Annotated in this window: 14 protein-coding genes; 2 read left to right on the top strand and 12 right to left on the bottom strand. The window is 37.1% G+C overall.

The window, feature by feature from the left end:
* Nucleotides 1–20 precede the first annotated feature (20 nt).
* The 4 genes from EZ428_RS04520 to EZ428_RS04505 all read right to left on the bottom strand — a co-directional run bounded on the left by EZ428_RS04520 (nt 21) and on the right by EZ428_RS04505 (nt 7,840).
* Nucleotides 21–3,554, bottom strand: coding sequence for a family 43 glycosylhydrolase (locus EZ428_RS04520; RefSeq protein ID WP_131551908.1), 3,534 nt, complete (start codon nt 3,552–3,554; stop codon nt 21–23).
* A 139-nt stretch (nt 3,555–3,693) separates the two neighbouring features.
* Nucleotides 3,694–5,121: an APC family permease gene (locus EZ428_RS04515; protein WP_131551907.1), complete on the bottom strand. Its 1,428-nt coding sequence runs from the start codon at nt 5,119–5,121 to the stop codon at nt 3,694–3,696.
* Between the two features lie 26 nt (nt 5,122–5,147).
* The gene (locus EZ428_RS04510) at nt 5,148–6,917 is read right to left on the bottom strand and encodes a DUF885 family protein (RefSeq protein ID WP_131551906.1); all 1,770 of its coding nucleotides are present in this window, start codon (nt 6,915–6,917) and stop codon (nt 5,148–5,150) included.
* A gap of 17 nt (nt 6,918–6,934) precedes the next feature.
* Nucleotides 6,935–7,840, bottom strand: a complete 906-nt coding sequence (locus EZ428_RS04505) for an AraC family transcriptional regulator (protein ID WP_131551905.1) — start codon at nt 7,838–7,840, stop codon at nt 6,935–6,937.
* Between the two features lie 340 nt (nt 7,841–8,180).
* On the opposite strand from EZ428_RS04505, the gene EZ428_RS04500 reads away from it, so the two are divergent.
* Nucleotides 8,181–10,145, top strand: a complete 1,965-nt coding sequence (locus EZ428_RS04500; protein ID WP_131551904.1) for a glycoside hydrolase family 97 protein — start codon at nt 8,181–8,183, stop codon at nt 10,143–10,145.
* A gap of 373 nt (nt 10,146–10,518) precedes the next feature.
* Here the strand turns inward: EZ428_RS04500 and EZ428_RS04495 are convergent, their stop codons facing one another.
* From EZ428_RS04495 to darT, 6 genes are all read right to left on the bottom strand, one after another.
* Nucleotides 10,519–13,266: a DUF5695 domain-containing protein gene (locus EZ428_RS04495; protein WP_131551903.1), complete on the bottom strand. Its 2,748-nt coding sequence runs from the start codon at nt 13,264–13,266 to the stop codon at nt 10,519–10,521.
* Between the two features lie 166 nt (nt 13,267–13,432).
* Nucleotides 13,433–14,782: a DUF6055 domain-containing protein gene (locus tag EZ428_RS04490; RefSeq protein ID WP_131551902.1), complete on the bottom strand. Its 1,350-nt coding sequence runs from the start codon at nt 14,780–14,782 to the stop codon at nt 13,433–13,435.
* A 128-nt stretch (nt 14,783–14,910) separates the two neighbouring features.
* Nucleotides 14,911–17,976, bottom strand: coding sequence for a beta-L-arabinofuranosidase domain-containing protein (locus EZ428_RS04485; RefSeq protein ID WP_131551901.1), 3,066 nt, complete (start codon nt 17,974–17,976; stop codon nt 14,911–14,913).
* A gap of 333 nt (nt 17,977–18,309) precedes the next feature.
* A complete protein-coding gene (locus EZ428_RS04480) occupies nt 18,310–18,609 on the bottom strand; it encodes a hypothetical protein (RefSeq protein ID WP_131551900.1) in 300 nt (99 codons plus the stop codon).
* A 601-nt stretch (nt 18,610–19,210) separates the two neighbouring features.
* On the bottom strand, nt 19,211–20,266 hold the full coding sequence (darG, locus tag EZ428_RS04475) for a type II toxin-antitoxin system antitoxin DNA ADP-ribosyl glycohydrolase DarG (protein ID WP_131551899.1): 1,056 nt from the start codon (nt 20,264–20,266) through the stop codon (nt 19,211–19,213).
* Nucleotides 20,266–20,907 (bottom strand): type II toxin-antitoxin system toxin DNA ADP-ribosyl transferase DarT, encoded by a 642-nt coding sequence (gene darT, locus EZ428_RS04470; protein ID WP_131551898.1) that lies wholly within the window; start codon nt 20,905–20,907, stop codon nt 20,266–20,268. The genes darG and darT overlap by 1 nt, the downstream gene beginning before the upstream one ends.
* Before the next feature lie 120 nt (nt 20,908–21,027).
* Here darT and tcmP (EZ428_RS04465) point away from each other — a divergent pair, with 120 nt between their 5' ends.
* Nucleotides 21,028–21,861, top strand: a complete 834-nt coding sequence (tcmP, locus tag EZ428_RS04465) for a three-Cys-motif partner protein TcmP (protein ID WP_131551897.1) — start codon at nt 21,028–21,030, stop codon at nt 21,859–21,861.
* Here tcmP (EZ428_RS04465) and EZ428_RS04460 read toward each other — a convergent pair whose 3' ends face one another.
* Nucleotides 21,862–22,620, bottom strand: a complete 759-nt coding sequence (locus EZ428_RS04460; RefSeq protein WP_131551896.1) for a DUF5131 family protein — start codon at nt 22,618–22,620, stop codon at nt 21,862–21,864.
* Between the two features lie 19 nt (nt 22,621–22,639).
* Nucleotides 22,640–23,500: a three-Cys-motif partner protein TcmP gene (gene tcmP / locus EZ428_RS04455; protein WP_131551895.1), complete on the bottom strand. Its 861-nt coding sequence runs from the start codon at nt 23,498–23,500 to the stop codon at nt 22,640–22,642.
* Nucleotides 23,501–23,907 lie beyond the last annotated feature (407 nt).

Genomic DNA, 23,907 nt, shown 5'->3' with positions numbered 1-23,907 from the left:
GTAGCCGTAAAATAAAATAGTTACTTCTGCTTTATAATGTTAAAGTTACTAAAGGACCCATAACCACTTTGCTCTCCATAAGTAGCCTGAAACATCCCTACTTGAACAGCCTTTTTATCCATATCAGCACGTAATATCGGACTTCCTGGCAAATCTTTCCAGTCTTTACCATCAGCACTTGCCCTCAAACTAAATAGGTTCCCATTACGTTCAATTTGTAAATACCTATTGAAATTAAATGCAGTGCCATTATTCGTTTGAACACGACCACGACCACTCATGTTGGTTACCAGGTTACCTATCCCCCAACCTAGCATCACACTACTCTGAAGTAAGCCTTTGCCGTCTGTTCCACGTACCATAAGGCCCATATCATTGGCTCCATTTGTTTTCCTGTCCTTCCATCCACTTAAATCAGCTATGGTAACCTCAACAACAAAATTACCAGTTATCGTTTTATATAAATAAGGCCCGAGCGGCGTAGCGCTATCCCATTTGGTATTCGTTGATGCTAAAGTGAGTACTCCATCTATTGTTGATGCCTTATCGGCGCTTCCAATAAAACCATCCCATTGACTAGCTATCATACCATCTTTCTGGAAATCATGATTAGCCACTAAACCATCTTTAAATATGGTAAACTGGCTCATATTCGTCGAAACATCAGTGTATGCAGAAGGTAAAGTTACATTACCATAGTTGTCTCTTGCCTTAACGCCATAAGCATACGATTGGTCGGCATTTAGTCCAAAGTTGATATATTTTTTGCTATTTAACCATCCACTGTTATTTAAACCATCTTTTGCCATAAAATAATAGTGAATGCTCGATCCTGCAAGCTTAACATCGGCTGCAGACATAGCAATCATATTCGGTGAAATGGCTTTTGGCAACTGATCAAATGTAGCTGCTGTTAGTGTATTTTGTTTAGTATTGAGCCAACTTTTGTAGGCTTCTAACGCTACTATTGATGTATAAGCATAGTTATATACAATAAGTGAAGCTAATGCCGTTTTATCTCCATTGGCATAAATAGTAAATTCGTTCTCCTTACTTTTCGAGAACTCAATTTCATTTTTACTGCTTAAAACACCATTGATATAGGTTTTATGCAAACGGCCATCAAAAGTACTGAGCATATGTTGCCACTTCCCTGTTCCTTTAATTTTTAATGTTTTCGACAACTTATTTGAAGCTTGTGGCCAAGCCATTGCTAAATATTGAGAAGCTGTTTCTGCAAATACCTGGGCTATGATGGTATAGGGTTTTGTGCCATTTAGTGTACTTGGAACTGCTTTATCAAAAGTAATCTTCCCCTTCTCATTTAAATTGAGGGCGATTTTACCTTGGATATCTTCAACAAATGGGGAATTTTGAGCTGGCGTTAAGTTTCCAGTAGCAAAACCTTCATTTTTCCAATTTTTAAGCTTACCATAATCGAGGGGCGAGGTCTCAAAATAAAACACAGCTTCTGAATCAGAGTTTTCGGCAGCCATTTTCTTTACCTCATTTCCCGTAAGTGGTATGTCGTACAGTTTTAACGCAGCTAACGCACCCGAGAAATAAGCATTTCGATCGGTTGTAGTGCCAATAAAAATTTCACTAAGCCTATTTACAAATAACATTTTCCGCTCTTCCCTATCTAAAACGCCATCTACATATAGCCGTTCCATTGTACCATCAAACACCAATGCAATATGATGCCATTTGCCAGCTTCAGGAAGCTTTCCATAGGGCATATCTGCCCAGCCCCAGTGCGCAGCTGCACCCCAGTTTTTATGGCGCCCGTAACCTAACGTAACATTTGTTAGGTCTACTCCTCCACGCTGTGTCCATGATATAATCGGTTCTTCATCGGCAATCTCGGGATTATACACCCACATTGCTGCACTAAAACTACTATTCCCATTTAAGGACCCTGGAGCTTTGAAACTCGACTTGAGGGATGATTTCCCCGAAAAAACAAGCGCCTTTTTTCCGCCTATAATTTCTACCACTGGAGCCTGCGATTGTTCGGAAGAAAAACTACCTTTAAGCTTTCCAACATTTTTCCATTCGCTAACACTACTTCCTATTTTTAAAGATTTAGCATTTAAATCTAAAATTAGCCCTTGAGGTTTATAACTGTGATGATCGGCTAATTTCTTTGTTGTGGTGATGGCATTGGGACGATATTCATCATTATCGAAAACTTTCATGTTCCAAACCGCTTTGTTAAGCCCTGGATATTCAGTGTCGGTAATGGTTAGTTTTAAATAGCGTGCTTTTACGTTACCAAAATCAATAACAGGACTGCCGTGTTTGGTGTTTTTTGTTTGATCTGCATACACCTGCCAAATTTTCCCATCAATAGAATAATGGATGATATACTGATAGTACCAAGTTGCGTATTCGAATTGTGTATGGATGCTTTTCACATTCTTAACACTTCCTAAATCAAGTTCTAACCATGATACGCTAGTATTATTTTTTGGCTTCCATAAGGTTCCATTGTTATCATCAACGGCAAAACTTGGTTTAAAATCAGCACTGTAAAAAGAAGAGGCCTTTACTTTTGCATTAAAGGCCAAGTTAGCGTGTGGATTACTATTTTTAGCTAAATAACCTATTGCTTCATGCGTGGGATTAATCTTAACGATATTTCCCTCTGCATCAAATTCCATTTTATCAGCTACCAATTGCCTATGAAAGCCGCCCCCAGAATTAGGATTGTTGTGCCTATGGTAAACCATATAAAAGTTGTCGCCTTCTTGTAAAACTGATTGATGTCCGGGGCCATGCACTGTGCCATCGGCATTAGTAGATAAAACAGGATTGTTTTTCCCAAAAACGAAGGGGCCCATTGGTCCCGTTTTACTCATTACATATTGAACTCGGTAGCTTCCATCCTCACAACGGCCCGATGAATAGGTTAAATAGTATATGCCATTACGTTTAAACATAAATGGTGCTTCGAAAAAATCTTTTGCTACCGTATTGGGTATTTGCGCTAATTTGGCAAAAGATTTCATATCGGGATTCATTAAACCAACTCCACATCCATGATTTGGATAAATTCCCCAAGTACCCCAGTACATATAAAATTTCCCATCATCATCTCTAAATGTTTGCCCATCTAACGTGATTACGTTTGGCACCAAAAAGTTAGGCACAATGGGTTTGCCTTCGGGCAATAAGGAAGTCCAAGGACCAACAGGCGTATCGCCAACAGCTCCAAAAATCTCAACTGGCTGACAATAATAAATGTAGTATTTGCCATCATTGCCTCTGGTTACATCGGGTGCCCAATAATAATGGGTAGTTGGCCAATTCATGTCTTGCAATGACCAGTTAACAAAATCTTTAGACATCCATACCTGTGAAGGCCCAAAGCCCCCTCCATTGCCATCGGTAGTGGCATAAATATAATAAGTATCACCAAATTTTTTAACAGTTGGATCTGCAAAGTAACCAGGTATGATCGGATTACCCTTACCTGGTAGTTGATGGTTTTGAGCCTTTAAGTGTAAAGTAAAACTAATTAAGCTTACTAGGCTAAAAAAAAGAAATTTCATATGTATTAATATAACTTTTACAAATTCATTTTGAATTGGCTTTTAGGGCTAAAAATTTAAAACTTGTGCCTTTACAGAAAACCCCATTATTAAAAACGATTTTAAATAATTGCTTATCCATTTCATGTCGTATTTAAGTTTAAGAATTCCCTATTTCCTTTTTATCCCTATTCAAAAAAGTAACGAGGTAATACACGGGTATTCCCACTAGGGTGATGATCAAACCCGGCCAAGTAAATTTCGGTTTAAACATGATAAGCAATGTGCAAAAGGCCAAGCCCATGATGATATATATAATTGGTAGAACAGGATAACCAAAAGCTTTATAAGGCCTATCGGCATCAGGACGCTTTTTACGAAGAATGAAAATACCAAAAATGGTAAGCATGTAAAACAGTACCACCACAAATGAGATCATGTCTAATAAGTCGCCATACTTACCGCTTAAACACCATAAACAGGCAAAAATACATTGTATCCACAAGCCAAATCCAGGTACGGCATTTTTGTTAAGCGTGCCAGCTTTCTTAAAGAACAATTTATCCTTAGCCATAGAATAATATACCCTTGCACCTGCCATGATTAATCCATTGTTACAGCCAAAGGTCGAAACCATGATCATGATGGCTATGATAACAGTACCAGAAGTGCCAAATATAACATTAGCTGAAGCCACGGCTACTCTATCTTTATCGGAATAGGCAATATCAGGTAGCGAAAGTACCCCAGTGTACATTACATTCGTTAGTAAATAAAGGACAGTTACTATAAGAGTTCCCAAGGCTAAGCTTAAGCCTATGTTTTTAGCAGGGTTTTTTATTTCTCCAGCAATAAAAGTAACGTTATGCCAAGAGTCGCTACTAAAAATAGACCCTACCATGGCTGCAGCTATGGCGCCAAAAGCTGCCAAAGTAGTGTATGTACCCAGGCCTCCATTAGCAGATAAGGGAGCTAACGTCCATATGTTTTCCCAATTGCTTTTCCATATGCCTTTATCCAAAAAAAACAGGCCAAAAACAATTAAACCAAAAAGACTCAGCAATTTGGTTAAAGTAAAGGTTGTTTGTATTGTTTTACCACTGTTTACCCCCCTACTATTGATATAAGTGAGCACCGCAATTACAGCAATGGCCAATAGTTGGGCCGGTGAGATACTGATAAAGCCAAGATCTAAAAACACTAGATCTTCGCTAAAGGAGGGGATTAAATAAGCTGTGAACTTAGCAAAAGCTACACCTACCGCTGCAATGGTAGCGGTTTGTATCACTGTAAAAAAACTCCATCCGTATAAAAAACTAACTAAGGGGTTGTATGCCTCTTTGAGGTATATGTATTGCCCACCTGCCTTGGGAAACATTGCACTTAGTTCGCCATAACTAAGGGCAGCAGTAAGTGTCATGAACCCCGTAATTAGCCAGACAACAAGTAGCCAGCCACTGCTGCCCACATTTCTGGTGATATCGGCACTTACGATAAATATTCCTGAGCCTATCATGCTACCCGCAACGAGCATAGTAGCATCCATCAACTTAAGGCTAGGCTTAAATTGCATCGTGTTTTCTTCCATAATTGTTTGGTTTGTTGGTTGTTTGGTTACTTAAAATCGTAAAATTTCCATTGCGTAGTAAAGTCTCGCGTTAAATTTTGATTGGTTAATGTTGCCCTTATCATTTCAATCGGAATTTGATTCTCCTTGATTACTGCATCATGAAATTGCTTGTAAGACATTTTGCCCTTATCTACCAATTCATTTTTTAATGCCATGATTTGCAAACCACCTACCAGATAGGCTATTTGGTACAATGGACTATAACCGCCTTCAAACGAACGCCTTACTTCACCTTCGGCATTGGCTTTCTCGTGTCCCACTCTGTCTACTAAAAAGTCTATGCATTGTTTCGGATTCCACTTGCCTAAATGATAATTTATGGAAAAAAGTATCCTCGCACAACGGTGCATGCGCCAAAATAGCATCCCAATCTTTTCCTCAGGTGTTTTCGCAAATCCTTTATCGTACAACAATAACTCCCAATATAATGGCCATCCTTCTCCACTAAAAGGAGTTGAAAATAGTCCCCTATAATCTTTGTAGCGATTGTTCATGTAATATTGCAGGTGATGTCCGGGCAATAACTCATGCTGTACAGTACCTCTCGAAAAATAAGGGTTATTGCCTCTCATGCTCATCAGCTTGTCTTCTTGCGACATTGCTTGTGTTGGATAGGAGATACTAATTTCTTTTCCTCCAGTAAAAAACGGATTTACCAATTGTCTTTGTGCACTCATCATTTCCATTTCCCAAGTTTCGTTGGCCAAATCGGGAATATCCATTAATTGATTAGCCTTAATAAACTCAAGGGCATCATTTTGTAGCTTTACAATAAGTTCGGGCTGCCTACCAACTGGGACATAGCTATTTTTCACCTGCTCTTGCGCTTTTTTCCAATTGGTACCAAAACCCATTTCTTTCGATGCCTTTAGTAATTCCTTATCACAAAATGCAAATTCTTTTTCGGCAAGCTGTAAAAGCTGTTCAGGCGTATAAGGAATCATTTCTGCTGTGATTTGCCTTTGCAGTTCTTCCCTTCCTATAGGCGTACCAATGATTTCATTACCTTCTCTTTTTTCTGTTTTTACCACAAAATTTTGAGCGTACTTATTTAAAGCCGCACTCAAATCTTCAGCAGGCTTAGGCACCCACCACGTAAATTCTGGATCGTAATTCACATAAAAATCGATAAAACTCTTAACCCTAGAAACCAAGCCATTCACGGCACGATTGGCAATGGATAAATTTATTCCCTGGAAATCATTTGTTTTTCTTAAGACTGCTGATGCGGAGTCAACCCGACCCATGATTTTAGTAAGTCGAACTGCAATTACAGAACCCTGTAGATATGTACCTCTTCTGCGTAATTTTTCCAGCTCGTAAATTTCGTTGGCAAAGGGAATGTATTTTTCAATTTCTTTATAAACAAGCACATCCTCTTTTAACTGCCCTAGGTTAGCTGTAATCTGCTTCTTAATTAAGATATAATCAACTTTCCCATAAATACTGAATTTATCAAATGTCAATAGCTTCAGCTTTACCAAGTAATCGGCATTTACTTCAATTAATCGCTTCCTTTGCTCGGGAGATGCATAGGTATTATTGCCCCTAAATGAAAAGCCACCCCCATTATTGGGTGGAGACGGGCTATAAAAATCTTGGATAGCGGCAATATCTCTTTGATAGGAAATGATTGTTGTACCCATTTCACTGGTTTGCTCATAAAGCGCGCTCTGCGCAAAACTTGGTCTTGTTGCCAAAACCAATAAAAGGAAGCTATAGACGATTTTAGAAAAATAAATAGGTTTAAGCATATCTTAAAGGATTTGAATTAACTACAAGCCATTGTTTTAACCTTGCTTACGCTATTATAAGTATCCATATAAACCCGAGGAGACTTGCCAATGATATTTTTAAACACCCGGTTAAAATTAGTGATACTATTAAAACCGGCCTTATAGGCTACACCAGATATACAATCTGCCTTTGGGCCTGAGATTAAGCTTTTGCACGCATCGTTAATCCTTACCTCATTCAAGAAAGAGATAAAGGTATGGCCAGTATGTTTCTTGAAATAGCGGCAAAACGCTTGTGGGGTCATATATGCTGCATTTGCAACATCCTCTAAGGTAATCTGATTGTTATAATTCCTCATGATAAAGTTGAGGATATTACTTAATCGTCGACCTTCATTTTCTGTTATATCTGAAGAGTATACTTCTGAACATAAAGCTTCTAGATTAGAATTGATGCCCTGTAATGAATTGAGAAACTTAATAAAGCTAAACAAGATATCCGTACCAGATGAATGGTGGACATCCAATACCCCCTTGGCTATTTCTTTTGCATACTGGTCAGGTATCTTAAATCCATGCTTATGGCTACTTAAAAAGCCATTCACCAAACTCATTTCAGGCAAGTGAAATAAGGATTTGAGAATTCCGTTAGGATTAAAATAAAGGGAGCAGGCCTTGATCTTCTTATCGTTATCCAAAATGAAATATTCTGGATTACTTTTAAATAAATGTGGGAGATTTGCACCAATTAGAAATATATCTCCCTTGCTAAAAGAATGCATGTTATTTCCTGCAAGCAATGTACCTTCCCCCTCTTGTACCCAGGTCAGCTGCCACTCGTCATGACGATGAAGATATTGATAAAAATGTGGTAATTCTATTTGTTCCGATATAACACTTTTGTCATCCGGAACCAGCATGGTAAATGGAAGTACTTTCATTTTATTTTTATATTTAGTTACATAATTTACAAATATTAACAGGCACTTAAGAAAAAATAAATGAAACGGTTAAAATTATACCATCATTAGTCAATATACGTTAAAGTGACGTTTATTTTTATTGCCTTTGGCATCCTCTTAATAATTTGTAATTAATTGGAAAAGGCAAATCAACTATCGAAAAAATCGGTAAACTATCGGAGCAAATACTTTGAAAAAGATGTATTAAGGGCCTGTTTAAAATTGGGTAAAATATGGATAGAACAAGTGAAATATCATATCAATACCGTTCTGTTAATTTTATAATTTCATTTTTAATTACAGTAGCAGAAACCATATCATGAACATTAAACCTATTTTATTTATTATCGCTCTATTGATTACAAACAGGGCATTTTCCAAAGATTATGAGCTGTTATCGCCAGATCATAAAATAAAGATTAGCATTGCAATTAGCGACAAGGTTACATGGTCTGTACGTAAAGACACCGAATTGCTTTTGCAGCCAAGTTCAATTGCATTACTTTTAAATCATAAAGTACAGCCAGGAATTAATCCTGTTTTAATTAAACAGCAATTAAAACTACATAGCGACTTAATCATTGCCACCGTTCCGGTAAAAAGCAAGGAAATTATCAACCTTTTTAACGAACTAAAACTCGATTTTAAAGATGGTTATACCATTTATTTCCGTGCCTATAATGATGGGGTTGCCTATCGTTTCGAAACTAATTTAAAGGAAAGCTCGATCGAAGTAACTGGAGAAACGGCCGATTTCAATTTTAGTGGCAATAACCGAGTATTTTGGCCACAAGAAGAGAACAAAGACTTTTTGTCACATTTCGAAAGCTTGTATAAAGACTCAGTTTTAACAGCTTTTAGCAATAATCAACATGCAGCATTGCCAATGTTATTGTTTTCGGCATCTGGCACTAAATTGTTGGTAAGCGAAGCTGACTTATACGATTACCCTAATTTATTTCTATTTGGCACAGGCGATAAAAACCTTACGGCTGGTTTCCCAAAAGTAATTGCAGAAAGTATTCCAGTGAGAGATCGTGGTATTAAAATTACCAAATTAGCTAATTATATTGCAAAAACTACTGGGCAAAGAAAATATCCATGGCGTAGTATTGCCATCTGTAAAGACGATAAAGACCTTCTTGTAAACAATTTAACTTATAAGCTTTCTACCCCTTCAGTAATTACCAATACCGATTGGATAAAACCTGGTAAAGTGGCTTGGGATTGGTGGAACGACAATAATATTTATGGTGTGGACTTTAAGGCAGGCATTAATACCGAAACCTATAAATATTACATAGATTTTGCATCAGCCTATGGCTTAGATTATATCATGTTGGATGAAGGTTGGACTAGAACAACAACCGATTTATTGAATCCTGCAAAAACAATAGATATACAAGCATTAATTGACTACGGAAAATCGAAAAACGTAGGTATTTGGCTATGGACTTTATGGGAGCCTTTAGATAAGGATATGGATAACATCCTTGCTCAATATGCGAAATGGGGCGCAAAAGGCATAAAAGTAGATTTCATGGCACGTGCCGAACAGTATATGGTTAATTTTTATGAACGTACTGCAGCAACAGCAGCCAAATATAAACTAATGGTTGATTTGCATGGCGCTTATAAACCTGTAGGCTTAAACCGTAAATATCCAAATGTATTAAGTTACGAAGGTGTTAGAGGAGCCGAAAATAACAAATGGAGTACAGAAATTACACCTACACATAATCTCACGTTACCATTTATTCGTATGGCCGCTGGCCCCATGGATTACACGCCAGGAGCTATGCTTAATGCAACAAAGAAAAACTTTAACATCGTTTACTCTGAACCAATGAGCATGGGTACAAGAGCACATCAGGTGGCTATGTATGTGATGTACGAAAGTCCTTTACAAATGCTGGCCGACAATCCTTCAAATTACTTAAAAGATAGTCTTTGTACCTATTTCATCTCTCGCATACCAACCATTTGGGACAAAACCATTGCCTTAGAAGGTAAAGTTGGAGAGTATGCCGTTGTTGCACGTAAAAATGGTAACAATTGGTACATTTCGGGTATGACAGACTGGAATGCAAGGACATTTAAAGCTTCGCTTACGTTTTTAGACAACACGCAGTATAAAATGGAGGTACTAAGTGATGGTATTAATGCATCAAGGCATGCTGCCGATTATAAAATATCAAATAGCACTATAACCGCAAGTGATACCATCGAAATTAATATGGAAAAGGGTGGTGGTTGGACCGCTATCCTAACACCTGTTCATTAAAAACAAGTAACCTAATTAGGTCGAGACTTAAAATCTCGACCTTTTTTATAATAGGTATTATTGATCAATACTAGCCCCTCATTCAAAATCGTTTAGCAATCAAAAACTAACCATATTAGGAATAATAGAATTACGTAAGAGAATGGGCATTGTAACCGAAGTCCTGCAAATAATGGCTTTACACGCTATTCTATAGCTAAATTGCTGTGAGTCACAAAGTGATCTCCCTTATAGAATTGTGCTTTGAGATTTCTTCATACCTTGCAACAACCCACTACTTAGTACGTTTTCCGCCTCTTCACGTCTTGATAAAAACAAAAAACCCCGAAGATTTTTACATCCTCGAGGTTTAAATTTTAAATATTAACCTATCTTACTTTTGTGTGATGACAACTTCGGTATTTGCACCATTGGCCAACGCAATTTGATAAGCCCCATGATTCTTTGCGCTACTATTTTGTAGTGTATAATTACTTACACCAATCACTTTAGCCGGCTGTGCCAACCTTATCAACGCATTTGGTGTATATTGGCTGGCAGCATTCAATTTTAAACGAATTTCTCCAGAAACTTTATGATATGAGACCTCATCAATTTGTCCCGCATCTAAGGTAATCCAAAGTCCAGCACTTGCAATATAAACAGCTGATTTGGCTGCCGTGGTTAATTTAAGCTTAACTAAATCGCCACTTGTAGACACATTGCCACCAAAACCTAAGTAACCAAATTCTTTGTGGTTAATTAAATAAGATGAGGTGTTAACCGCATATCCAAAAAATCCAGAGCCATAATCTCCTGTTATTCCATCATTTTTAAGTGTTGATGGAAAGGCATGAAAAGCAGTTGGCGCAAAACCATCTTCGGTAATATTGGCAATACCTCCCAATAAACCACCGTAACCCGTACGTAAGAGATAAAAATCATCAGGATTTTGACGGTAATCCATTAACACTGGTATCGCATTTAAAGCAGACCCATAATGGTGTATCATCCGTTCTATGCGTGAAAGTTTTCCTCCATATAAGAAATCCCAATATCGACGGGCATTACCATTGTAGGCCCAATGTGGCACCACAGGCATATAAGCCAGTATGGCATTAAGCGTTACATTGGCCTTATCATTATAGCCAAAATATTTAGACCATACATACACTTCTTCCTGACCAGTAGAATCCCATGGCATTTCGCTACCAAAAGGGTATTCTAATGATCGCCAATGATCGGCGCGCTTCTTCATTGCCGTCTCTAACTTTGTTGCCATTTCTGTTAAACCCTCATTTTGCAGGTCTTTTAAAATCAAATAAAAGATCGTTCCTTCCATTTGTCCAAATTGTGCATAATAAGGTGCAAATTTTATCATTGCCAAACCAGTTTCGGCAGCATTAGTAAGATGTTCCATCCATTTTTGTTCCTCAACCAATCCCCTGTAATTACGTGCCAATCGGTATAAAGTCCAATGAGCGGCAGCCACGTGCGGATAATTATAAGACCTACCTAAATTGTTAGCCTCTTTAATTGGCCAAGCAGACCACGTTTTAAAATTAACATCTTTGCTATACGTATCTTTTGGTACCGAATCAGGCTCGTAATAGAATAGACTTTTCTTAACGCCAAATTTCTTGGCACCCTCTTTAACTTGTATACGCCCAAACATAACTGTATCTACAAAGGTCTTTAATTTGTCAACCTCAGCCTTATCTGGATTTACCAATTGTTTCATCATTGCCCCTAACCAGCTACCTGCCCCACCTTCATCACTTAAACCAGCAATCCAAGCTCTACTATCTTGTACCACTTGTTCTTTCTTCTCATAATCGTAGGTAATAGCTGATGGGTTACGTTTAAATATAGGATCTGGTTGATTAAACCACTGTTTGGTTGTAAGGAAATTTCCATAGGCAGCAATTACTTCCGTTTCTGGCTTAATTACTTTATAATTTATAGTTTGTGTTAACCCATCATCATAAGTAAGGGTTAATCTGGCCCTACCCCAGGTATTACCTTTTACTAGGTATGTTCTCCAACCATTTTTTGTTGCTGTGGACGATGTTACAGTTAATGAGTTTTGTGGCTCAATTGATATAGATTTAACACTTTTACTATACTTAATAAATAATTTCGCATTTACATCTTGAGGCAATACATAACCAGGCACCGAAAGAGCCACAGGTCTATTATTTGCTATCAACGTACTTTCGATACTCTTTACAGTCCCCGAAAGTAAAAATTTAAGACCAAAACTACGTGTTTCCCCTGCTTTTAAAATGGTTGAAGTTGGTGTGTTCCATTGTTCAGCATTTTTCCACTCATTTTCCGCGTAAGCTTTACTATAAACCATCCACTCATAAAAACCTTCGAATACAATTCCACGCGGTGTTGGATCGTCTAATAATGGATTGTAGGCCTCAAATGGCGTTTTTCCATAAGGCGTTATCACTAATGTTGATGGTTGGCCGCTTAGTCGTGCTACTTGCAGATAACCTGCATCTTTTCCAATATAAGGATCGTAGAAAACATTATCAGAATGCGATTTTTCTAAAGTCTTTCCTTCCAAAATATTATTAAAAATCATTGGAATGCCCAATGCACCTATTTCTACAGGTAGAGTAGTTTTATTTTTCAACTCAAAGCGAAGAATTAGCTGACCACCTTGTAATTCCCAAAATCTTTTCACCTCTAAGGGGATATCATTTGGCAATGTTGCGGCAAGATCTGCCCCAGCAATTACACTGCCAGCTACTTTTAACGCTTTAATTGGTGCACGTTTGGCAGCAGTATTGTATTTTTTCCATTCAGTTTCGCTACCAGTTCTTAATCTTAAGTTAATATCACCCAAATGATAAAGTCCATCTGCACTCCGCACTTTTAAGCTATCACCGGGAGTAAAATCAAAACCCTTTACCAATTTCGGTATCAAGCCTGCAACAGTTTGCGAGGAATTAACCAACTTAAGATTAAATGACCCGGCATTTAATGTAGTATAGCCTTTTTCCAATCCTAAAGTAGATTGTCTTTTTGCAAGGGCTTTCCATGGCGATTGAGCCATTAATGCAATGGGGCTTTCACACAGCAATACTATAGTGAGTAAAAATAGGAGAACTGAGAATTTATTTTTTAACATGTCTAATTTTAGTTAAATGAATTACAATAATTAAAAATATATTTTGTTAATAAAGGTTATTAATGAGGCTTAAAGCGTAAAATCGGCAAAATATTAGGATCAACGATATTTTTTTCAACAATGAGCTGGTGCAAATATCAGCCACGCCACATAAAGTTTAAATATTCTATTTAACCACTGATTCGTCTAAGCTTGTGCCTGTAAGTTTAATCTCATAAGGCCACTGCTCGTTATTTTCGTCTTTTCCAGATACTGACCAATGTTCTTTTGGAGCCCCACTTACCACTAACCATAAATATTCGGTATCATTAGGCACTTTAAAGGTAACGGCACCAATTGCATTGCCATTCACATCACCATATACACGCCTCCCATCCTTGTTAACTGCCAAAAAACCATATCTCCATCCTGCCATATCAGTTTTTATTGCCCTAAAACCATCAGCTCCTGCTATACCCTTAAAATCCAATTGAACTTTAGTTCCAACAGCGGGAACCTTTAGCTTGATGCCATTATACCCGTAATTTTGCAGGCAATTGTTTGCTGCAATCCGATACCATCCTCCAGTTACCGCATTAAATGTACTATTGTGTTGATTGGCATATTTCCTGGACACATTTTCTATGTGTTTCATATCCCAGGTAATGAACCGACGTGAAGCATCAAAAATTTCATCATTAAATTGTTCTTGACTAAGACCAGTTACACGTTTATAAACCATTACCGGATCTTCACCTGTTTTTACCTCACGCATCAATTTACCAAAAAAATCTACTCCATGCTTATTAGACCAATACTCTATTACGTATGGGCTATGGTACATGTTAGTAGGATGCAGAAATGCATAATGTGTTTTCTTCATGAAATCTACCAAATGGTAGTTTTCGAAAGTCATCCATTCTGGATAGTTTTGCCAAAGCATGTATTGTGCCGACATTTCCATGATGGGCCCGCCCATCCCAGTGCTATTGTCGTTACTGGCCAGGTATTGAAAAGAGTGGCCTAGCTCATGGGCCAAGGCGCCATAAGGTGCTTTATTCATTCGTACAGCTGGTGTCCATAAAACACCAATCTTATTTTCGGCTCCACCACCAAAGGCAGTTTGTTCTGTGCCCCCTATTACATATACCAATATTTTATACTTATCAGTAAGCGATTTTCCCTTTTGCACCAATTTTAAGTCATTTACATAACTTTGATAGAATCGCTCACATTCCTTTAACGCATCACGCACATTAAAACGTTTGTTCGGTTCTGCATTTTGCATTGGGTCTTCTCCAAATTCTTTGGCCCAAAAAATAACGATATTATCAGATTCTATCCGCCTTTTGTCGCTGTATTCACTATTATCATTGGTATAATCGTTGTTCTCTGGCACCCTCCATACCTTTGCAGGGATATAGGCCTCCTTCTCCATTTTATCTTTTTCAGATTGGATGGACTTACTCACATTTGGATACAAGAAACAGGCAATCAGTGTAAAGAATATGCCTTTTGGCAAGGAATTAAATTGCATTGGTTCAGGAATTTTATGTTTTAAATAATCACTAAAGATAAATAGGCCTTAAAAATATCTTAGCTCATAATTTAACTGATATTAGCATTCTTTTACCTTAAAATGGAAATATAAAACTCAAAACATTTCTATTTTAACTTAACATCTAGGTAAACCGAGTGACGACCGTAAGTTTCATAAAAAGGTTTAAAAACAACATCATCAATCGTGAATTGCAACTGCTTGGGATCGCCTTTAATTGACTTGCCTATATCTTCAGCATTAAGGCTTACCTTGCGCCATTCTTTTCTAGCTTCAGGCTCCTGAGCTGCTAATAATATTGGTCCGTAAAACAGACTGGCAATATTCTGCTGATCCATAACCGGGTCTAGGTGAAACTGGAAAGGCATTCTCAGCTCTATGATATCGCCATCTCTCCAACTACGGCTAATTTTCAGGTAACTACCTGGTTTAGTTTGAAGCTTTTGGGCTACACCGTTGATTTTTACAAAGAATCCTTTAGTAGCCCAGCCTGGCACACGCACATTGACCTCAAATTTCCCACTGCCCTTAATCGTCAGGCGGGTATGATCTTCCTTTGGGAAATCAGTTGTCTGCATCACCTTTACTTTACGTTCTGTCCAATCTAGTGTTGAGGGTATGTATAGATTGACATAAAGTGCCTGGTTATCCTTGCTTTTAAAGTAAATTGAATTTTGTAGCTTAGTATTACTCTCTATTGCCGTACCATTGCAACACGTAAAGCCTGTCATATCCGGATTACCAAATTGCTTGATAGATCCCGGTCCAAGTGGCACATGATAGGTATTGGCTGGGCTATTCTCGGCTACAGAAGCTAGAATATGGTTATATAAGCTACGTTCATAATAATCCATTAACTCTGCCCGCGGATCGAAGAGAAACAGGTCGCTGGTTAATTTTAGCATATTGTAGGTGGCACAAGTTTCATTCTGCCCACCCATTGAAAAGCCGTTTTCATACAATGTTGCTGGTTGAGCAATAAAACATTCTGCATTGGCTGGATTACGTGCGCCTGCAACTCCTCCAATACTATACATATAATCACTAACCATCTTATGCCAGAAATTATCGGCCACTTTGTAATATTCAGGATCATTGGAAACACGGTAGGTTTCGATACTCCCGACAACTTGTGGTATATGTTGGTTGGCATGTAATCCACGGAAAAGATCCACATTTTTGGCCAGTCCATGTGAATGCGCTGGATCACCAAAAAATACTTTGATATTATCAAATAATTGTGCAGTTTTTAGGTATTTCTGGTCGCCCGTAATCCTGTACAAACGAGCCATTACTTCATTCATTCCCCCAAACTCACCAGCAATGTACGTATTCCACATCTTTATGAGTGTATCTTGTGGCAACTTGCTTAAGCGGGCATATACCCAGTCGCTCATACCCGTAGCTGTTTCAATGGCTTTTTTATTACCACTCACTTCATATACGTCTATTAAGCCAGCTAAAATTTTATGCAAGGTATAATACGGCGCCCAAATCTGGTTCTTTTGTCCTCCATACTTGGCCCCACTTTCTAACATGATCAACTGATCCGGAGGATACGCGCTGATAAATCCTTTCCCCCAGTTCCAATAATCGGTACGGATACCCGTTTCACTCAGATCTGAATCATAAGCTGATTTCCCCGTACCATATGGAACAGCAGTAGGGTCAGACACAAATGCCCCTCCGGGTTCTTTGGCCTTTCCAGATAGTTGTGCTAATGCGTAAAGGGTGTTTATCATATACTCCATTTTTTTGGAAAAATTGGCCTGAAGTTCCTTGTCGTATCCTGTAGCGGCATAGGCTTGTGCAATTGCCGTAAGGTAGTGACCTGTAGCATGCCCCCTTAATTTGGTGTCCTGAGTATCCCAAACACCCAAAGGTTTCGCTCCCTCAGGTTGTTTCTGGCCAAAAGCATCACGAAACATATAGAGAAACGAATTAGGATCGGTTTTAGCCAATGTTTTTATAAACTTATCACGATTCTCGATAAATTTGGTTTTATGCCCATGAGCATCTGTCTTTAACAAAACTTGATCTAAATGAAACGAAGCTAGCTTTAAAACTGGAGTGGTTGATCTAAAGGAGTCCTTTATTGTTACTATAGCCTTTGGTTTAAAATCCGTTCCTGCAACATGGCCTGTAACAACATAGCTTCCTGCTTTCAGAACCGCACTATTGTTAATTGGAGATGGCCATAACACACGCACTTTTGGGCCTTTGATTTCATTTCGGTAAGTTCCCTGTACATAAGCGGGTAATCGCGGCAAATTTCCTACAGCCGTTTCCACTTTCACATCAGAAACACGAATTAGGTAAGTATTATAAAGCTGCGCTTCGGTTTTAGAAAATTGCTGAAGCTCATCCTCTTTCTTACCGGTTGTATTTACCAAACCTTCGTTAAGCCCTTTTTGGGCATTGCGATAAATTCCGGCAATCTGCCTGCTATTGAGTGGAACACGGTAAATGCGAAAATCATGAATCATGGCATTGAGATAGGGATCTCCTGGCGCTAGTGACTTGCCAATATAAAGCAGTTTTTCTCCTGCTTGCTGACCGAATACAGCGTTTAACTCCATTGGTATATCCTTAGCTTCTCCTATGTCCTTACCATCAACATAGCTAACCATGGATTTTGATGAAACATCTATCACTATGGCCAGATGAATCCACTTATTCATTTCTATAGCCGAAGAAACCACCTCGTATTTATTTCCTTCCTTAGTTGTTATCAACGCTTGATAGCCTTTTTTAGCACTAGTACCTATTGGCGCAACAAAAAAACGCCTAGTGGCGTCCTTACCGAAATCAAAAAAAAGTTGGCCAACTTGCTCAGAGCGCAGGTATATCCAACCTGATATACTTAGTGATTCTACATCTGTTAGTGCGTCACCAGGAATCTTAATAAAAGAATTGCTATTGCCAGAGAGTGACAATACCTTTCCAAATCGATTGTCATTCACAAAATTAATTTCGGTACCTTGAAATTTAGCATGCAAATTATTTCGAGACCAGTCTTTGGTATCTCCGTTAAACACGTAACGTGCAACCATTCCTGTTTCACCTATTCCATCTAATATCTGGTCTCCATTTTGTGCCTTAACGGTGTTAACACTCTGGATTAAACCAACAACAACCAAAGTGACATGTAAGAAAACTTTATACATTTTCATATTTAATCATTTTTATCAATGAGCTAAACTATGAAAAACCTGTTTGTTTCTATAAGTGTATTTTAGCTAATAACCACATGATATTAACAGATAACCCAGATATTTATAGCACTAGTTAACTTTAATACATAAGGTATTCAATCCAACATTCCTTGCATCTCCAAACTTCTATCCCAAATGGCGTGTTAAAAAAGCGAAGAAAGCATATCACCCCTTATGGTCTAACTGCAAAAATCGCAGGGCTATTTAAGATGGTAATGATTGCAAATACCTTTCGGAATACAACTTTTGAACTTCAGTTTAACCAAGCCCTAATTCGCTGACTTAAAATGATCAATTATCCACCTTTTCATATTTATAAACTTGCATCCTCCCACTGGCTTTATAGATACTGTCTTGCTGTTTATCCTTTCGGTATTCTGTCAAAATAACATAATCTGAACTTAAAAAAATTGCATCCGGATTACCTGAAATCTTTGGATCTTTCGAATAAAACATTGCAGGATTATCATTATGTACCCTCGCTCTGTATAAATCTCTATTCCACTTGTAGAGCGTAGTATCATCATCACTGTATTTTTTACAGCCAAACGCTAGAAATAGCACCAATACGATCAAGAAGTTCTTAGCCATGTTTTTTTTACTTGAAGAAAATAAAAAAATTTAACTTGGTCAAATTTCTGTTGAAATTTAACATAAATTAACCATTGTGATTTTTTTGATGCACCTCTTAATTTTTTCTGGCTAAGTTTTGTCCTACAATCCCCTTGGGCTCATTTCCAATCTTAGTTCCCCAATTTACATCAGGTGCATCTTGTAGGTTAAACTCTAGTTTACTACCATTTACGATATCCAGATAGCGAATATAATTTTTGTGGCTGGGTTCCCTGAATATTTTGGGGTGCGCTGAAAACAAAAAAGCCTGTTTTCATACGAAAAACAGGCTTTTAAATGATTTGGTTCAATAACCAGCGGGGAGAATGGGAACCCACTAGAACATTTAGAAGGAATTTTAGCTGTTATAAAGGAAGTACTAAATAATAAGAAAGAAGATATACCTTAAATTTTTGCTATTTAATATCATTTTAAAAGAATTGTTGCTGTCATTTTATTAATAAAAACAACATAAGAAATTGATGAAGATCATAAGGAAATTAAAATGAATCACTAGAAATAATCAGCCTTAACAGAAATAGTCGAACAGAGTTATCAGAAATTTAGGAGATTAGTTTCTTCAGGCTATATTTAAATTTTGACTGTAATCGTCTAAATGCTTCCAAGCTATATCTAAGTACTTATCTAAGAATAGCTCGCTTTTTCTTTCCGACCAATTTTTGATTTTAATTATTGCTGCTTCCTTAGAAATACCTGGATTCTGTTTTTTAATAAAATCAACAGTCGCCAGTATTTCTATTGATAATGCTGACTGATAGCCATCTATAAGTTTTGTTAATTGCCTAATAATATTTCTTTGTTCAACAGATAGTTCCTTTTTAACATAGTCGCTAACCTCTTGCAACTTATCATATTGTAGTTCAAGCGGTTCAAATGCCTTAACTTGCATCTGTTCTAATCCCTTTATAAATTTGCCATTCAAGCCATATACCATATGTTCCACCTGCACACTATAAGGTCCATAATGATGGGCAGTGAATTTCAAGCTCTTTAAACTGGGATCACCAAGTCTTTGTAAGAAATAGGCTAATTTATTCGCAATAAAGAGACTAGTATTTTCCCCTAAAGAATCATAATAATACATAGCGTACAAAAGCATTGCTTTAGCCGGAGAAAGTTTCACCTCCTTTTTTGAATCTTGCGCCTTAAGGATTTGTTTGACTTGCTCGTTTGGCTCATAAACAATTATGTCGACGTCTTTTAAATCACCCAAATATTTTTCGATCATTGGCCTAACTTTATCCCATTTCAAGCCACCATTTCCACATCCTAAAGGTGGGATCGCAATGCTTTTGATATTTTGCTCAACAACTAATTTTGCCAGTTCTTTTAAGCCATTTTCAATATAATCATATTGAGATTTTTTGAACCATTCAGTTTTTGTTGGAAAATTAATAATTAGTTTTTCTCCTTGTAGGGTTTGGTCCTTAACTGCTAATAATTTTCCGGGAAGGAGTAATCCATTTTTACATGCGGCCAAGTAAAGTTTATAATTATGAGGGAACATTTCTTTAAATTGCAGAGCAATCCCCTTACCCATAACCCCTACCGTATTTACGGTATTGACAAGAGCTTCAGTATTCGCCTCTAATAAATTCCCTTTAATGTATCGCATTAATAATAGAAGTTTTTTGAAATATGAACCTTTATTTTATTTGTGGATTCAGTAACTAATTTACTAACCCTTTTGCTAGCATCCTCGTTGTAAACAATAATATTACTTATGCATTCTGGAGGAACGTGGAATTTGACTAAAAACTCTGCCTGTTTCTTTCTCATTTTGTCAAAATCTTCATCAGTATTATGCCAGTACCGTTCTCCAGCAAGCTTTAAATCAACATGACTAAGGTCATTAATTTGATTATAAAACGTTGTAATGGCATTTTTAGCGTGCCCATCGGTAAAACACCACAATTCACATTTATCAAGAATACTCTGAATGCTGCAACAAATATAGATAATTTCTTCTTGAGGTCTTCGCGTAATTCCCCTGTGTCCAGTTTTTATATTCAGTAACATTGGAGATAATCCACCGAAATAGAAGGGAACGTATTCTCCTAACTGACCATTAGGAGGATTAATCCCAACATCATGATCGTTTCTTTGCTGGATAAGGATACTATCGCCAATATTAATGTAATTTGGGTCGGCGTTTATATGTGATTTGTGGAACATGCCATGCTCAAGCAGGTATTCTAAATTATCGACATGGATAATTCGAAAAAGCCAAGTGTTGGTTAGGTCAAGTGCAGGCATATTACTATACAATAGTATATATAAAATTTGTGGCAATCAAGACTATCAAGGGAGAATAAAAAAAATTATTTAACTTACCTTACAATAATCATCTAATACTAAATCTCTTACTTATTTTTAATGAATAATTTTGGCGGTAACTGGACTAGTCAAAAAATAGAAATTGTAACCTCATATACCCAGGCCTACCTAAAGGTCATGACAAACCAATCTTTCAAACTTATTTATTTTGATGGGTTTGCAGGATCTGGAGATATCGAAAAACAAGATGAAGACATCATCCAAGGTGCCGCGCTTAGAGTTCTGGCTATCGATGATCCGAAAATCTTCGATATATACTATTTCGTAGAACTGGTTAAGAAATATGCCGAAAACTTAAAAGCACAAATAGATATAAAATTTCCGTATCCCAGTAGAAATTGCTTCGTTAAATCCGAAGACTGTAATGTAAAGATAAAGGATATGGCCAATTATCTGCTTAAACCTGAAAATGAGTTTACAAAAGTTTTAGCATTTATAGACCCCAAAGGAATGCAAGTAAAATGGGAGTCGTTAACTACACTAAAAGGCTTGGGCGTTGACATGTGGATTCTCGTGCCATTAGGAATGGGTGTAACCAGATTATTGAAAAAAGATGGGAATATCAGCGATACATGGGTTAATAGGTTGAAGATTTTTTTAGGCATGCAAGAGGATGAGATAAGGAACTATTTTTATGCCGATCAAAGAATCAACTTATTCGGAGATGTTGAAAATGGTCAAAAATTAAGTAATGCAATTGTAAGGGCGGCCAAATTATATCAAGAAAGACTGAAAACCGTTTTCAAATATGTATCCCAACCTTATGTACTAAGGAATTCTAAAAATTCACCTATGTATCATTTCTACTTAGCGACAAACAATACAACTGCAATAAAGATTGCTAATGATGTAATTAAGCCTAGATTTCAATAGTTAGATTGCAATCGGTAATTCCCTATAAATTACACCATCAAGTTCGCAGCCTCCCTTAGCATGTCTTGGATGTTCTTTATCAATTGTAGGATCATCAGGGTTATTATTGAATTTTGGTTTGCCCCATTGCTTAAAGAAAAAAGGAACATCGAGGCTTTCACATTGCTGTCTAATATAATCTATCCATTCAAATTTTACTGGTCTTGCGCCATGCCCCGATTCGCCTCCTACAATTACCCAATCTATATTATTCAGAGGTAATGACTTTATCGGCCCTAACAGTGGCTCTATGGATAGAAATTTGGTCCGTGCCGGAGTTTGACTTAACTCAACAACCCTATGAACATACTTTTCATTTTCAACAGAAACCCCCATCCAAATATTTTGTGTCCAATTTAATTCTCTTGCAATTGCCAGCAGCCTATCTGAACGCTTGGTAAGGACTTGATAGGTATGCTGTGGGGTTGAATTCATTACAGCAAAAACTGCCTTAATAAAATCAAGCGGGATTTCATCATGGAATAAATCACTCATGGAATTTACGAAAACCACCTTTGGCTTTTTCCAAGTAAAGGGTATATTCAATGATTCTGGGTGAATTCTGATTTTAAATCCATCCTTGTATTTACCAACTCTCATTGCCTTCAAACGTCTGGACATTACTTCTGCATAACAGAATTTACATCCAGGGCTAATTTTTTTACAGCCAGTTACAGGATTCCATGTTAACTCAGTCCATTCTATCGTTGATTCTGCCATAATGATGTTTACTTATTGATCAAAACAATGATGTTTGTTCATTAACGTAACTTTTAGAAATATTCCAAAATTTATTTCCTTGTTTGTCCTTGGAAAAGAACGCTAAATGATACAATAATACGGATTTCCCGTTAAGTCTATATCGTACGGGATGAAAATCTTCAATATCATTATACTCCAAAAGTTTAAAGCTAGACTTTAATCTTCCCGTTACAAATTGTGTAAAAGACTGGTCAGCAGTGTCAATATCTCCCTTATAGTCATTTCTCCAATCAGGATCTTGAAGGAAATTTTCTATTGTCTTATTATTTGGCTTACTATAATTATTCTCGTTTCTTTTTGCAGCCATACCTGTTGCTATTAAAATAAGAAAATCCATTTTCAGTCTACCTAACAACTTTAACGTTAAAAAATGAATCTCAAGTGCAAACGGGTCTACAAAACAAAAACTTAGCACACGATTGGTCTTGCTGAATTGTGGGATATGGCTTAGGATTTCGTTTATCTTTGTATTGCAATTTCCCTTGACAAATACTGTATTCAAATTGGGAAAATCTCTTTTTACCCTAATTTCAAGATCATTTATAAGAAGTTCATTTTCGTCGCAAAAAATATACTTGGTAAAGGGGTTAGACAATGAAAGTGCTATCATCGCTGAGGATTTTACGATTTTTCCCGTAGTCTCTATTCTTGCATACCCACTCGAGGAAAATAAATCAATATAGACTAAATTTTCCCACTTTGACTTCATTGTTGAAGTAAATAGATCTGCATAATGTCCCACCAATCTATATTTTTCCAATCCCCATTCTCCAACTTCTGGGATTCGTAAACCATCATCCACTACTTCGGTAATAGGAGCATATTTTGAGAGAGCCATGGGAATTTAGGTAACCTATATCAATAATAACTAAAAAAATACCAAAAACAAATCTTAATTGTATTTTAATTCAGCGTATTAACACCAATTTTTACAAATTCCTTGTACAAATCAAAAGGTCGTTTTTGCCTTTTCCGATACATTTCTATTCGGCGGCTTTATAATTTCTTATATTTTGAGAATATCCAGTTACTGAATTGTACGTTTAAAAGACTCTCTTTGTCTTTCTATTGCTGTGTCGAATTAGCTACTAAAGATTACAGTATCGTAATAACAAGAAAGTATAAATTATAAATGTAAAAATTATGGAAAATCAAGATGAAGAGGACTTTCTAAAATTTCTTGCAGAGATTATTGTAGAAATAATCATTAAGCAAACATCAACGCCTAAAAACAAAAAATCCTGT

Origin of the sequence: Pedobacter frigiditerrae (assembly GCF_004331645.1) — a bacterium.
GTDB lineage: Bacteria > Bacteroidota > Bacteroidia > Sphingobacteriales > Sphingobacteriaceae > Pedobacter > Pedobacter frigiditerrae.
The sequence above is the reverse complement of the archived record's forward strand: the minus strand, read 5'-3'. Positions and strand labels throughout refer to the sequence as shown.

Excerpts from the sequence above, each read along its gene's own strand:
- EZ428_RS04505 (WP_131551905.1), bottom strand. The coding sequence starts at position 7,840 with ATGAAAGTACTTCCATTTACCATGCTGGTTCCGGATGACAAAAGTGTT.
- EZ428_RS04460 (WP_131551896.1), bottom strand. The coding sequence starts at position 22,620 with ATGGCAGAATCAACGATAGAATGGACTGAGTTAACATGGAATCCTGTA.
- EZ428_RS04510 (WP_131551906.1), bottom strand. The coding sequence starts at position 6,917 with ATGCTTAAACCTATTTATTTTTCTAAAATCGTCTATAGCTTCCTTTTA.
- EZ428_RS04500 (WP_131551904.1), top strand. The coding sequence starts at position 8,181 with ATGAACATTAAACCTATTTTATTTATTATCGCTCTATTGATTACAAAC.
- darG (WP_131551899.1), bottom strand. The coding sequence starts at position 20,266 with ATGCGATACATTAAAGGGAATTTATTAGAGGCGAATACTGAAGCTCTT.
- EZ428_RS04520 (WP_131551908.1), bottom strand. The coding sequence starts at position 3,554 with ATGAAATTTCTTTTTTTTAGCCTAGTAAGCTTAATTAGTTTTACTTTA.
- EZ428_RS04515 (WP_131551907.1), bottom strand. The coding sequence starts at position 5,121 with ATGGAAGAAAACACGATGCAATTTAAGCCTAGCCTTAAGTTGATGGAT.
- EZ428_RS04495 (WP_131551903.1), bottom strand. The coding sequence starts at position 13,266 with ATGTTAAAAAATAAATTCTCAGTTCTCCTATTTTTACTCACTATAGTA.
- tcmP (WP_131551895.1), bottom strand. The coding sequence starts at position 23,500 with ATGGCTCTCTCAAAATATGCTCCTATTACCGAAGTAGTGGATGATGGT.
- EZ428_RS04485 (WP_131551901.1), bottom strand. The coding sequence starts at position 17,976 with ATGAAAATGTATAAAGTTTTCTTACATGTCACTTTGGTTGTTGTTGGT.
- EZ428_RS04480 (WP_131551900.1), bottom strand. The coding sequence starts at position 18,609 with ATGGCTAAGAACTTCTTGATCGTATTGGTGCTATTTCTAGCGTTTGGC.
- EZ428_RS04490 (WP_131551902.1), bottom strand. The coding sequence starts at position 14,782 with ATGCAATTTAATTCCTTGCCAAAAGGCATATTCTTTACACTGATTGCC.
- darT (WP_131551898.1), bottom strand. The coding sequence starts at position 20,907 with ATGCCTGCACTTGACCTAACCAACACTTGGCTTTTTCGAATTATCCAT.
- tcmP (WP_131551897.1), top strand. The coding sequence starts at position 21,028 with ATGAATAATTTTGGCGGTAACTGGACTAGTCAAAAAATAGAAATTGTA.